This is a genomic window from Thioalkalivibrio versutus (genome assembly GCF_001020955.1).
GTDB classification, from domain to species: Bacteria; Pseudomonadota; Gammaproteobacteria; order Ectothiorhodospirales; family Ectothiorhodospiraceae; genus Thioalkalivibrio; species Thioalkalivibrio versutus.
Window position 1 is genome coordinate 908,192 of the sequence record NZ_CP011367.1, and the last position, 12,755, is coordinate 920,946.

Here is a 12,755-nt window from a genome sequence, read left to right on the forward strand (position 1 = left end):
CCGGCCGGGATCAGGCGCGCTGCTTTTCCTTGATCTCGTCGAGCTGCTTGCAGTCGATGCACATGGTGGCCGTCGGGCGGGCCTCCAGGCGGCGAATGCCGATCTCCACGCCACAGGTCTCGCAGTAGCCGTAATCGTGGGTGTCGATCTTGCGCAACGCCTCGTTGATCTTCTTCGACAGCTTGCGTTCGCGGTCGCGGGAGCGCAGTTCCAGGCCGAACTCCTCTTCCTGGGTGGCGCGGTCGGCCGGATCGGCAAAGTTGGACGCGTCCTGGCGCATGTGCCCCACGGTGCGATCGACTTCCTCGGCCAGCTCCTGGCGCCATGCCCGCAGCAGGCTGCGGAAATGCTCGAGCTGATCCGGATTCATGTAATCTTCGTCCGGCTTCGGCTCGTAGGGCGCAATGCCCCCGGCGACCATGTGCTGGGTGGAGGGCTTGTCGGTCTTTTCGTCAGCAGCCATGCGGGCTTTCTCCGGCTGGAAAAATGAGGCGCACTTAGTACCAGAGTCGGGCGGGCCGGGCAAGTCCCGTGCCATGACTGTTGGTGCCTGGTCTCGGTCGGATGCCGGGAATGTGCGGGCTCACGGCCGGTTTTTCAGCGAGATACGGGAAAAGGCGGAAATAACGGGATGACGGAATTGCAGGCGCTGATTTTCGATGTCGACGGCACATTGGCGGACACTGAACGCGACGGTCATCGCGTCGCCTTCAACAAGGCGTTCGCGGACGCGGGCCTGGACTGGGACTGGAGCATCGCGCGCTACGGCGAGTTGCTGCGCGTGACCGGCGGCAAGGAACGCATCCGCCAGTACCTGTCCGAGGACCATCCCGAGGTCCTGAACGAGCCGGGGATCGATGCGCGTATTCGCGAGCTGCATGCGGCCAAGACGCGGCACTACGTGGCCCTGCTTGAGACCGGCGCGATCCCGCTGCGGCCGGGGGTGCGCCGGTTGCTGGACGAAGCGGAGGCCGAGGGTCTGCGCCTGGCGATCGCCACCACCACCACCCCCGAGAACGTTACGGCCCTGCTGGAGGCCACGCTCGGAAGCGAGGGCCCGTACCGCTTCGAGGTGATCTCCGCCGGCGACATCGTGCCGGCCAAGAAGCCGGCTCCGGATATCTTTACCCATGCACTGGAGGCGATGAACCTGCCGGCGGAGGCCTGCCTGGCTCTGGAGGACTCCGACAACGGTGTGCGTTCCGCGCGCGGGGCGGGGCTGGAGGTCGTGGTCACGACGAACGACTACACCCGCGAGCAGGTGTTCGATGGCGCCTTGGCCGTGCTGGACGGGTTCGGTGAGGCGGATCAGCCCGCGACGGTCCTGGCCGGTCCGGCACTGGAAGGCTCGGTGGTGGATATCGCGACCCTGCGCGCCTGGGTCTCCGGGGCAAAGGGATAGCCGGCGCGCCGGCTCAATCGTTTTCGCGCGGCGGCAGGCGCGGGTCCTCGATCTCGGTCCCGTCGAGCATCTGGGTATCCAGCAGGAAGCCGACGGCGGCGTCGCTGACCCCGTTGATCACGAACTGCACGGCCAGGACCGCGAGAATCAGACCGAACACCTTGGTCAGGATGTCCTTGCCGGTATCCCCGAGGAATTTCACCAGATAGCGCGAATGGACCATCGCGTAGTAGCACGCGACCATGCAGGCCAGCACCGCCAGGAACACGAGGACCAGGTGATAGATGGTGGGGGCCTCGCTGGTCAGGATCATGACCGTCGCAATCGCCCCGGGCCCGCTCATGAACGGGATGGCCAGCGGGATGACCGAGATGTCCTCGGTCACCTGCCCCTTGTCGGCCTTCACCTCCTCGGCGGTCTCGCGCTCGCTGGCCGCCTTCTGCCGGATCATGCCGATCGCGATGCCGAACAGGATGATGCCACCGGCGATGCGGAACGCCGCCAGCGTGATCCCGAACAGCTGGAAGATCACCCCGCCCAGCAGTGCAAAGGCGAACAGCAGGGCCGTGGCGACCTTGACCGAGCGCAGGGCGGTGGAGCGGCGCTTCTCCTCGGAGGCGCGCGGCAGCATTGCGGTGAAGATGAACGCGGTCGTCAGTGGATTCACGATGACGAACACCGCGAGGAAAGTGACGATCAGGTATTCGAGCAATACGAGCATGGCTCTAGCTTAGGCAGAATGGGGTGTCGTTGCGAGGGCCTCCGTGGGGGTGCCACCGAGATCGTTCCGCACACCGTCATTGCCAGGGCCCGTGGCGATCGTTCGCCAAGCCCCCGAGTCCCATGGGTCTTCCGGACGGATGGCCGCGTCGCTGCGCTCCTCGCAATGACCCATACGACTACCCGTCATTGCGAGGCCCCGGAGGGGCCGTGGCAATCTCTGGAATGCCGCACGCCGTCGGAATCCGGTGGTTTCAGAGGGGGGCCGCCACGTCGCTTCGTTCCTCGCGATGACGGTGCACTGAAAAACACTGGTCCCTGCGGAGGCTCGCGATGACGGGGCGAGCGTGCATGGGCATGGATCGGGTCCGATCGTTATACTCTGCGCGCATGAAGAAACGCCTGCATCCGGAATCCTTCCCGACCCTCGAGCACTTTGTCGGCAATACGCCGCTGGTGCGCCTGCAGCGCATGGCGGCAGACCTGCCGTCCACCGTGCTGGTGAAGCTCGAGGGCAACAACCCCGCCGGTTCGGTCAAGGACCGGCCCGCGCTGAACATGATCCAGGCGGCCGAGCGCCGCGGCGACATCCAGCCCGGCGACACCCTGATCGAGGCGACCAGCGGCAACACCGGCATCGCGCTGGCGATGGTCGCGGCGATGAAGGGCTATCGCATGATCCTGGTGATGCCGGACAACATGTCCGCCGAGCGCCGCGCCTCGATGAAGGCCTTCGGCGCCGAGCTGGTGCTGGTCTCGCGCGAGGAGAGCATGGAGGGCGCGCGTGACCTGGCGGACCGCATGGAGGCCGAGGGCAAGGGCCGGGTGCTGAATCAGTTCGGCAACCCCGACAACCCGGATGCGCATTACATTGGCACCGGGCCGGAGATCTGGCGCGATACCGAGGGCACGGTGACCCACTTCGTCTCCGCGATGGGGACTACCGGCACCATCATGGGCGTGTCGCGCTATCTCAAGGAGCGCGATCCGGAGGTGCAGATCGTCGGCGTGCAGCCGGCCGAGGGGGCATCCATCCCCGGCATTCGGCGCTGGCCGGAGGCCTATCTGCCAACGATCTTCGAGGCCTCGCGGGTGGACCAGACCGTGGACGTGACCCAGGAAGAGGCGGAGGAGACCATGCACCGGCTGGCGAGTGAAGAAGGCATCTTCGCCGGGGTCTCTTCCGGTGGTTCGGTGGCCGCGGCGTTGAAGCTGGCGGCGCAGACCGACGGTAAGACCTTCGTCGCGATCATCTGTGACCGCGGCGACCGTTACATCTCCACCGGCGTGTTCCCCGCATGAGTGCCCCGGTCCTGATCTTCGATCTCGAGACCGTCCCGGATATCGAGGGCGCCCGCCGCCTGCACGACTTCGAGGGGCTCGCCGATCACGAGGTCGCCGAGGCGATGTTCGCGCTGCGTCGCGTCCAGACCGGCTCCGAGTTTCTCAAGCATCCGCTGCATCGCATCGTGTCGATCGGCGTGCTCTATCAGGGCGGCGATGCGCTGAAGCTCTCCGCCTTCGGCCGCGAGGGCGAGGACGGCCAGACGCCCTCCGAGGCCGAACTGCTGCGGCAGTTCTTTGACGTGATCGACAAGCGCACGCCACAGCTCGTTAGCTGGAACGGCGGCGGCTTCGACCTCCCGGTGCTGCATTACCGCGCGCTGGTCAACGGCGTGCAGGCCCCGCGCTACTGGGAGCAGGGCAACGACGACCGCGAGTTTCGCTATAACAACTACCTGTCGCGCTTCCACTGGCGCCATGTGGACCTGATGGACGTGCTGGCGGGCTTCCAGGGCCGCGCGGTCACCAGCCTCGACATGATGGCCAGCCTGCTCGGCTTCCCCGGCAAGCTGGGCATGGACGGCTCGAAGGTCTGGCCAGCCTGGCGCGACGGGCGCCAGGCCGAGATCCATGACTATGTCGAGCACGATGTGCTGAACACCTATCTGGTCTGGCTGCGCTTCGAATACATGCGCGGCAACCTGACTGACGCCGCGCTGGCCAGCCGGCAACAGCAACTGGCCGAGTACCTGGAGGGCAGTGGTGCGGCGCACCACCGTGAGTTCCTCGACGCCTGGCAGCCTGCCGGGACCGACACCTGATGGCACGCATCGACAAGACCCCGTTCGAGGCCCGGATCGAGGAGGTCACCTTGGACGGTCAGGGCGTGATCCGTCGCGAGGGCAAGGCCTGCTTCATCCACGGCGCGCTGAAGGGCGAACGCGTGATGGCGGTGCAGACCGGACGCAAGCGGCGTTTCGACTCCGCCGAGGTGGTCGAGGTGCTGGAGCCGGCCCCGGGTCGCGCCGAGCCGCCCTGCGAATTCTTTGGCCTGTGCGGTGGCTGCAAGCTGCAGCACGCCTCCGTCGACACCCAGCGCGAAATCAAGGAGCAGGCCCTGTTCGACGCGCTGGAACGCATCGGCCATGTGACGCCGGAGGCGCGCTTCGAGCCGCTGACCGCCGACACCCTGGGTTATCGCCGCACCGCGCGGTTGGGCGCCAAGCACGTGCCGAAAAAGGGCGGAGTGCTGGTCGGCTTTCGCGAGCGCGGCAGCCCGTATCTCGCCCAGATGACCCACTGCGAGGTCCTGCATCCGGCAGTGGGTGGGCGTATCCAGGCGCTGCGCGAATTGATGGACGGGCTGGAGGCGCGCGACCGCCTGCCGCAGATCGAGGTCGCGGTGGATGACGACGAGCGCGTGGCGTTGATCTTTCGCAACCTCGATCCGTTGTCGCAGGCGGATACCGCGCGCCTGTCCGCCTGGGCCGAGGCCGAGGGCATCCAGGTGTATCTGCAGCCGGGTGGAGCGGACACGGTGGAGCCGCTGGCCGGGCCGATCGAGCCGCTGATCTACCGCCATCCGGACTACGACGTGTCGGTGCCCTTCATGCCGACCGATTTCATTCAGGTGCACGCCCAGATCAACCGCAAGATGGTGCCGCAGGCCCTGGAGGCACTGGACCTGCAACCGGGACAGCGCGTGCTGGATCTGTTCTGCGGGCTGGGCAACTTTACCCTGCCGCTGGCACGGACCGTGACCGAGGGCGAAGTGGTCGGCGTCGAGGTGGACGACACGATGCTGGCGCGGGCGCGTGCGAATGCCCGTGACCAGGGCATCGCCAATACCCGCTACGAGCGCGCAGACCTGGACGATGTCGAGGCGTTGAAGAGCGCCGCCTGGTTGCGCGAGGACTTCGACCGGGTGCTGCTGGACCCGCCGCGTACCGGCGCGGCCGCGGTGATCGAGGCCCTGGCGCCGCAGCGGATCGAACGCCTGGTCTATGTGTCCTGCAACCCGGCCACGCTCGCCCGTGACGCCGAGCGCCTGGTGCATCATCATGGCTATCGCCTGGAGCGGGCCGGGATCATGGACATGTTCCCGCACACTGCGCACGTGGAATCCATGGCCGTGTTCCGGCGCGCCTGACGCGCTTCGATACTTTAGGGGAATTGCATGCTGGAGATCGTACAAGCGGGTGGGTGGCTGATGCTGCCGATCCTGCTGTGTTCCGTACTGGCCGTGGCCATCGTGCTGGAGCGGCTGTGGACGCTGCGCCGCTCGCGGGTCGTGCCGCCGCGCCTGCTGACCTCGGTGTGGGAACAGATGCGCACGCAGGGGCTCAAGCTGGACGATATCCAGCGCCTGCGTGCCGGCTCGCCGCTGGGGACAATCCTGGCCGCGGGCCTGGCGACCCATGACCGCGCCCGCCAGATCACCCAGGAGAGCATTGAAGAGGCCGGACGTCGCGTGGCCCACGAGCTCGAGCGCTACATGAACACGCTGGGCACGATCTCGATGATTACCCCGTTGCTGGGCCTGCTGGGCACCGTGGTCGGGATGATCGAGGTGTTCACCGTGATCACCGAGATCGGCGTCGGCAGCCCGCGCGATCTGGCCGGTGGCATCTCGCAGGCCCTGATTACCACCGCGACCGGGATCGGCGTGGCCATCCCGGCGCTGGCCTTTCATCGCTACTTCCGTGGCCACATTGACGAACTGGTGCTGGAGATGGAGCAGGAGGCCACCAAGCTGGTCGAGGTGATCCATGGCGAGCGCGAGGCCGGTGCGGTCGAGGGCGGGGCCAAGGCGTGAACTTCCGTACGCCAAGCCGGCAGGAAGAGCCCGGCGTCAATCTGACGCCGTTGATCGATGTGGTGTTCCTGCTACTGATCTTCTTCATGGTCTCCACCACGTTCGATCAGCACGCGGACATCGAGCTGACCCTGCCCTCGGCCGACCGCGAGGCCGAGGCCGTGGAGCGCGCGTGGATCGACATCATCGTGGACGCGAACGGCAACTACTTCATCAACGGCCAGGAACTGATCAACCGCCGCGCGGAGACCCTGGAGCGCGTGTTGTCCGAGGCCCGCGAGGGCCGCGAGGACGACCCGGTGCTGATCCGCGCGGACGCCAATGCCACCCACCAGTCAGTGGTGCGCGCGCTGGATGTCGTCGGTCGCCTGGGTATCACCTCGGTCTCCATCGCTACCCTGGGTGACGCCGCCGATGACGACTGACGACCCGCACCCACAGCACCTCGACTCCGGCTGGGCGGTTTATCGCCGCCTGCTTGGCTACGCCTTTGTCTACTGGCCGCTGCTGGCGATTGCGACGGTGGCGATGCTCGGCATGGCGGCAACCGAAGCGGGCTTTGCCGCGCTGATGAAGCCGCTGATGGACGAGTCGTTCGCCGAGGGTGATTCACACCCGCTGATTCCGTGGATTCCGGTGGTGCTGATCGGCTTGTTTCTGATCCGGGGCGTGGCCGAGTTCGGTTCGGTCTACGCGATGCGCTACGTCGGGCGGCAAGTCGTCAAGCGCCTGCGCGAGGAGCTGTTCGAGCGTCTGTTGCACATGCCGGTGCAGCGCTTTCAGGAGCAGAGCAGCGGCGAGCTGATTTCACGCGTGACCTACAACGTGGAGCAGGTTGCGACGGCCGCCACGGACGGGTTCAGTACGCTGGTGCGGGACACCCTCACCATCATCGCGCTGCTGGCATGGATGTTTTGGCTGACCCCGAGCCTGACCCTCACGATCCTGGTTATTGCGCCGGTGATGGCCATTCTGGTGCGGGTGGTGACCAAGCACTTCCGGCGTATTTCGCATCGCCTGCAGTACAACATGGGCGACGTGACGCACGTGACGCAGGAGGTGATCGAGGGCCACCGGGTGGTGCGCATCTTCGGTGGCGAGACCTACGAGCGCGAGCGCTTCGAGGACATCAATGAGCGCAATCGCCGCCTGCACATGCGTATGGAGGGTATCAAGGCCGCTTATACCCCGACCATCCAGTTCCTGGTGGCGGCAGTACTGGCTTTCGTGATCTGGGTGGCGACCTCCGATTTCGGCGATGACACCGTCACTGCCGGCACCTTCGTGTCATTCCTGACCGCGATGCTGTTGTTGCTGAGCCCGATTCGCCGGCTTTCGATGATCAATGCGACCCTGCAGCGCGGGATCGCGGCCGGGCAGAACATCTTCGCCGTGCTGGACGAGACGCCGGAACGTGACACGGGGCACGTACCGCTGGATCGTGCCGAGGGGCACCTGGTGTTCGACGACGTCGCTTTTCGCTACGGTCCGGAAGGCCCGGACGTGTTGAAGGCGGTCTCCTTCGAGGTGAAGCCGGGCGAGAACGTCGCGCTGGTCGGCCGCTCGGGCAGTGGCAAGACCACCCTGGTCAACCTGCTGCCACGTTTCTATCACCCGACCGAGGGCCGCATTGTGCTGGATGGTCACGACCTCGAGACGATTCGTCTGCGCGACCTGCGCCGTCAGATCGCCTATGTCGGTCAGAACGTGACCCTCTTTGCGGATACAGTCGCGGCCAATATCGCGTACGGGCGGCCCGAGGCGAGCGAGGCGGAGATCCGCGAGGCTGCCCGGGCGGCGCATGCGCTGGAGTTCATCGATCGCCTGCCGGAGGGGATGCAGACCCTGGTCGGCGAGAATGGCACCCGGCTGTCCGGCGGCCAGCGCCAGCGTCTGGCCATCGCCCGGGCGCTGCTTCGGGATGCACCGATACTGATCCTGGACGAGGCGACCTCGGCGTTGGACAACGAATCCGAACGTCAGGTGCAAGCCGCTCTGGACGCACTGGTGAGCACCCGTACCACGCTGGTGATTGCCCACCGTCTGTCCACTGTCGAGGGCGCCGACCGGATTCTGGTGATGGATAACGGCCGTGTGGTCGAGACCGGACGGCACGACGAGTTGATTGCCCTCGGCGGGGTTTACACGCTCCTGCACCGCCTCCAGTTCCGCGAGGAGGTGGGGGATGCGGGGTGATGCAGGAGGTTACGGCGCTCGGCGGTTTGCGGTCTGGGGCGCGACCTGGCGCGATTATCGTCGCGGTGAGGGGAACCGTGCGCGGGCCCGTCGGGGCTTCCTGACGCCACCCGACGAGCGGGGGCGGCTGGTCTGGATCAAGGCCGGCGGCACGCCCGAGGAGGTGCGCCTGGGGATCGAACTGCTCGGCGCGGTGCGCGACAAGCGCCAGGATGTACGCATCGTCCTGACCTTCGAGCAGGATTACCCGGAGCTCTTTGAACGACACATGCAGCCGTTTCGCAAGGTGGGCGTGGGCTATGGCCCCTGTGACCGTCCGCGGGTGGTGCGCCGGGTGCTCGAGCGTTTTCAGCCCCACGGCATCCTGCTGGCCGGCGGCCAGGCCCCGACGAATCTCCTGCAGGCGGCCGAGGTCCCGGTGATCGCGGTCAATACGGGTCCGCCCACCCGGGCGGTGCCTCCGGTCGTGCGCCACTGGCCGGTCGATCCGGCCGGGGCGCAGGCTTGGCCGGAGGCCGCGTTCGAAGCCGCACTGGCGCCCGCCGACCCGCAGGCGCGATTTGTCGAGGCCCAGGCCGATGTGGTCCTGCGCGCATTGGTCGGGGGTAACGTGGAGCGCCTGTGGTGGTGGCACGGCACGTCGGAGCAGTGGCCCGCCTGGCGCACGGCCTGGCAGGCCTCTGGCCGGGGGCAGAGCGATATCCTGCTGGCGAGCCTGCGCGGGGATGCGACCGAGGCCGGGCTGCCCGGCGCGGATCTGGCGGTCTCGGCCTGGGATCGTTCGACGTTGGCGCCAGGGACTATCCTGCATCTGGATGACCGACGCTGGTTTGCCGCTGCGGCCAGTGCCGCCCATGCGGTGCATCTCGCGGCCTCGGATCGCCAGGCCTTGTGGCAGGGCCTGGCCGGCGGGGCGGCGGTGAGCCTGGGCGAGGCCCCGGCGGCGGCGTTGCCCTGCCCGGTGCTGGGCGAACCCACCGCGGTACTGGAGGCCTGGCAGCGGTTGAGCGCCGATCCGGCCGCGCGGCGTCAGCAGGGGGATGCGGCGCGGCGGCGCTTCTGGGACGAGCGGCGCCAGGTGGATGCCAATTTCGATGCTGTTCTGCAGCAGGTCTGGGACTGGTAGTCATGGGGTCGTTTCAGGCGTGGCTGAGCGCCCGGTTGTGGGATCAGTGGAGCCAGCGCGGGCCGTTCGCCGCGGCGATGTTCCCGTTGTCGTTGGCCTACGCCGGGCTTGCCGAGTGGAACCGTCAGCGGCAGGAGCAGGCGCGGCGCGATATCTCCATCCCGGCGCGCGCGGTGATCGTGGTGGGCAATCTGACCCTGGGTGGCAGCGGGAAGACACCGATGACGGTGTGGCTGGCCAAGCGCCTGCGCGCCGCTGGCTATCACCCCGGCATTGTCAGTCGCGGCTATGGCGGGCGTGGGGATGTGGCCGGGATCGCGGTGACGGCCGATTCCGATCCGGTGGTGGTGGGTGACGAGCCGTTGCTGATCGCCCGGCGCACGGGCGTCCCGGTGCAGGTGGATCGCGACCGGGTGCGCGGGGCGCGGGCGCTGACCGATCAGGGTGTGGACGTGGTGATCGCCGACGACGGCATGCAGCACCACCGCCTGCCGCGCGATATCACTATCCTGATGGTCGACGGGAGACGCCGCTTCGGCAATGGGCTTTGTCTGCCGGCGGGGCCGTTGCGGGAGCCGAAGCGGGCCCGAGAACGGGCCGATTTCGTGATCGTGACCGGTGGCGAGCCGGGTCCCGGCGAGATCCCGATGGAACTGGTCCCGTCCAGTCGGTTGCAGCGGGTGGACGGGGCGGAGGAGGCGCGCAAGCCCCACCGCTTTGCGCGGCGCGATGCCCACGCCATCGCCGGGATCGCGGATCCGGAGCGCTTCTTCCGCACCCTGGAAGCGGCGAAGATCGGTATCATTCGGCATCCGTTTCCGGATCACCATCGTTTCCTGCCGCATCAGATCCGCTTCGATGACGAATTGCCGGTTCTGATGACGGAGAAGGATGCCGTAAAATGCCGGTCGTTTGCGCAGGATAATCACTGGTACTGGCCGATCGCGGCCCGGTTGCCAACCACTTTCGAGCCGGCGCTACTCGCGCGTCTGGAGACGGTCAGTCGGCTCAAACACCTGGGGTAATGCATGGACAAGCGTCTGCTCGATATTCTGGTCTGCCCGGTTACCAAGGGTCCGCTCAAGTACGATCGCGAGAATCAGGAGCTGATCTCCGTCTCCGCCGGTCTCGCCTATCCGATCCGGGACGACATCCCGGTGATGCTGGAGGACGAGGCGCGCAGTCTCTCCGAAGACGAGAAGGAACGCTGGCGCGAGGCCTGAGCATCCGCATGACGGGCTTCGTTGTGGTAATACCGGCACGCATGGCCTCCAGCCGTCTGCCGGACAAGCCGCTGGCTGCGGTGGCCGGGCGCCCACTGATTGCGCATGTGATCAGCCGTGCGCAGGAGAGCGCCGCCACCCGCGTGATCGTCGCCGCGGATGACGAACGCATCCTGGCGGTGGCGCGCCAGTGCGGCGTCGAGGCCTTCCTGACCGATCCCGCGCTCCCTTCCGGAACCGACCGCATCGCGGCTGTGGCCGCCGCTGAGGGCTGGGGCGACGAGTCCATCGTGGTCAACCTGCAGGGCGACGAACCGCTCACCCCGGGGACGCTGCTGAATGACCTGGCGGCCCTGCTCGAACAGACCCCGCAAGCGGATATGGCCACCCTGGGCGTGCCGATCCGCTGTGCGGAGGATCTGGCCGACCCCAACCAGGTGAAGCTGGTGACCGACCGCAACGGCCGGGCCCTGTATTTCTCGCGCGCCCCGATCCCCTGGGACCGCGAGGCGCGCCGGGCGGGGCAGCCGCCCTCGGTCGACCATGCCATCCGGCACCTGGGGCTCTATGCCTACCGCGCCGGCTTCCTGCGGCGCATGAGTGCCGAGCCGCCCGCGCCGCTGGAACAATTGGAGCAGCTGGAACAGCTACGCGCGCTGGACATGGGGGCCTGGATCCAGGTCGGTCGCCGGGCCGAGGCGCACCCGCCTGGCGTGGATACCCCCGAGGACCTGGACCGCGTGGACGCCTTTTTTTCGGGCACGGCCCGCGTGTAACGCGCAAGCGGACTTCTGACTAGCCCCATCCTTCGCGGGCCAGAGGGCCCCCTGAGCGCTTCCGAGCCGCCGTTGGTTCGCCTGCAAGCAGGCTCCTACCGGGTCTTGCCCTCGTAGGAGCCTGCTTGCAGGCGAAGGGCCCCCGCCAAAGAGCTTCGATCCTGACCAGGCTCGGTAGAATCGCGCGGACAGCCGCCTACTGGTTGTCGGGGTGGGTCGGGTCGAGGGCGGCCAGCAAGGCCTCGTGCTCCAGTCGCGCATCCTCGATCTCGTCGAGGACCCCATCCACGTCGGGGGTCTCTTCGCTGTGCACAAAGTGCCCGGTCAGGGGTGTTTCCGGCGTCAGGTCACCGTTGGCGAACAGGTCCCACATCTCGTGGGCGTACTGCGTCTCCAGCAGCGTGGGGTCCGCGCGGCCGAAGGTTGTGCGCATGTTGTTCACGTCCCGCTGCAGCATGCGGAATGCGCTGTTGTTGCCGGCGGCGTTGACGGCCTGGGGGAGGTCGATGATGACGGGTCCGTGCGCGTCCACCAGCACGTTGTACTCGGACAGGTCGCCATGGATCAGGCCGGCGCACAGCATGCGCTGGATCTGGCGGATCATGAATGCGAACCACTCGCGTGCTGTCTCGGGGTCCAGCTCGACTTCGTGCAGCTGGGGCGCGGTGTTGCCGTCGGCGTCCAGCACCAGTTCCATCAACAGGACGCGGTCGAATACGCCGTAGGGGACGGGCACTCGAACGCCCGCGTCGGCAAGGCGGTAGAGCGCCTCGACTTCCGCGTTCTTCCACTGCGTCTCCTCGACCTCGCGGCCGTGACGCCCACGTCGGGCCATGGCCCGCGCATCGCGGCTGCCGCGGACCTTGCGGCCTTCCTGATACTCGGCCAGTTTGTGGAAGCCGCGATGCTTGGCTTCCTTGTACGCCTTGGCACAGCGTGTCGCGCCCCCGCTGCGGACGAGGTAGATGTTCGCCTCCTTGCCGCTTTGCAGCTGCCCGAGGACGGTATCAATGACGCCGTCTTCGATCAGCGGCTGGAGGATCTTGGGGATTTTCATAAGCGCGTACGGGGTTGGCGAAACGAAAGACGCCGACCTGGGGGAACCCCGGAGGCCGGCGTCGTGCGTTCCAAAACGGTTGGGTCAGGGCAGAAAGATCTTGGGTTTGCGCTTCTCCGCCTTGGCGGTGCGTTTCTCCATCAGTGTCTTTTCGGC

14 protein-coding genes are annotated in these 12,755 nt (G+C 67.1%); 11 read left to right on the forward strand and 3 right to left on the reverse strand.

The genetic code is table 11. The features are described 5' to 3' along the window. Nucleotides 1–10: 10 nt before the first annotated feature. Nucleotides 11–463, reverse strand: coding sequence for an RNA polymerase-binding protein DksA (dksA, locus tag TVD_RS04325; protein WP_018146088.1), 453 nt, complete (start codon nucleotides 461–463; stop codon nucleotides 11–13). A gap of 168 nt (nucleotides 464–631) precedes the next feature. Here dksA and TVD_RS04330 point away from each other — a divergent pair, with 168 nt between their 5' ends. After that, entirely contained in the window at nucleotides 632–1,402 is a 771-nt protein-coding gene (locus TVD_RS04330) for an HAD family hydrolase (protein WP_047250903.1), read from the forward strand. Between the two features lie 13 nt (nucleotides 1,403–1,415). Here the strand turns inward: TVD_RS04330 and TVD_RS04335 are convergent, their stop codons facing one another. Continuing rightward, nucleotides 1,416–2,123: a MarC family protein gene (locus TVD_RS04335; RefSeq protein ID WP_018169417.1), complete on the reverse strand. Its 708-nt coding sequence runs from the start codon at nucleotides 2,121–2,123 to the stop codon at nucleotides 1,416–1,418. Nucleotides 2,124–2,512: 389 nt separating this feature from the next. Here TVD_RS04335 and cysM point away from each other — a divergent pair, with 389 nt between their 5' ends. From cysM to kdsB, 10 genes are read left to right on the forward strand one after another with little or no spacing between them, the layout of a single operon-like run. Beyond that, entirely contained in the window at nucleotides 2,513–3,424 is a 912-nt protein-coding gene (gene cysM, locus TVD_RS04340; RefSeq protein ID WP_047250904.1) for a cysteine synthase CysM, read from the forward strand. After that, nucleotides 3,421–4,227, forward strand: coding sequence for a 3'-5' exonuclease (locus TVD_RS04345; protein WP_047250905.1), 807 nt, complete (start codon nucleotides 3,421–3,423; stop codon nucleotides 4,225–4,227). The genes cysM and TVD_RS04345 overlap by 4 nt, the downstream gene beginning before the upstream one ends. Next, the gene (rlmD, locus tag TVD_RS04350; protein ID WP_047250906.1) at nucleotides 4,227–5,555 is read left to right on the forward strand and encodes a 23S rRNA (uracil(1939)-C(5))-methyltransferase RlmD; all 1,329 of its coding nucleotides are present in this window, start codon (nucleotides 4,227–4,229) and stop codon (nucleotides 5,553–5,555) included. The genes TVD_RS04345 and rlmD overlap by 1 nt, the downstream gene beginning before the upstream one ends. 27 nt (nucleotides 5,556–5,582) lie before the next feature. Beyond that, nucleotides 5,583–6,221 carry a MotA/TolQ/ExbB proton channel family protein gene (locus TVD_RS04355; protein WP_047250907.1) on the forward strand — a complete coding sequence of 213 codons (639 nt, stop codon included), beginning with the start codon at nucleotides 5,583–5,585 and terminating at the stop codon, nucleotides 6,219–6,221. Continuing rightward, the gene (locus TVD_RS04360; RefSeq protein WP_018650355.1) at nucleotides 6,218–6,646 is read left to right on the forward strand and encodes an ExbD/TolR family protein; all 429 of its coding nucleotides are present in this window, start codon (nucleotides 6,218–6,220) and stop codon (nucleotides 6,644–6,646) included. Before TVD_RS04355 ends, TVD_RS04360 begins: the two co-directional genes overlap by 4 nt. Next, nucleotides 6,636–8,417: a lipid A export permease/ATP-binding protein MsbA gene (gene msbA, locus TVD_RS04365; protein ID WP_018176372.1), complete on the forward strand. Its 1,782-nt coding sequence runs from the start codon at nucleotides 6,636–6,638 to the stop codon at nucleotides 8,415–8,417. The genes TVD_RS04360 and msbA overlap by 11 nt, the downstream gene beginning before the upstream one ends. Next, nucleotides 8,407–9,543 (forward strand): glycosyltransferase N-terminal domain-containing protein, encoded by a 1,137-nt coding sequence (locus tag TVD_RS04370; RefSeq protein WP_019571428.1) that lies wholly within the window; start codon nucleotides 8,407–8,409, stop codon nucleotides 9,541–9,543. The genes msbA and TVD_RS04370 overlap by 11 nt, the downstream gene beginning before the upstream one ends. A gap of 2 nt (nucleotides 9,544–9,545) precedes the next feature. Beyond that, a complete protein-coding gene (gene lpxK, locus TVD_RS04375) occupies nucleotides 9,546–10,568 on the forward strand; it encodes a tetraacyldisaccharide 4'-kinase (protein ID WP_018146079.1) in 1,023 nt (340 codons plus the stop codon). Between the two features lie 3 nt (nucleotides 10,569–10,571). Next, a complete protein-coding gene (locus TVD_RS04380; protein WP_018169424.1) occupies nucleotides 10,572–10,766 on the forward strand; it encodes a Trm112 family protein in 195 nt (64 codons plus the stop codon). Between the two features lie 8 nt (nucleotides 10,767–10,774). Beyond that, nucleotides 10,775–11,542 (forward strand): 3-deoxy-manno-octulosonate cytidylyltransferase, encoded by a 768-nt coding sequence (gene kdsB, locus TVD_RS04385; RefSeq protein ID WP_047250908.1) that lies wholly within the window; start codon nucleotides 10,775–10,777, stop codon nucleotides 11,540–11,542. 196 nt (nucleotides 11,543–11,738) lie between these two features. On the opposite strand, the gene TVD_RS04390 is transcribed toward kdsB, so the two are convergent. After that, nucleotides 11,739–12,599, reverse strand: a complete 861-nt coding sequence (locus tag TVD_RS04390) for a PA4780 family RIO1-like protein kinase (RefSeq protein ID WP_018938482.1) — start codon at nucleotides 12,597–12,599, stop codon at nucleotides 11,739–11,741. Nucleotides 12,600–12,755: the final 156 nt, after the last annotated feature.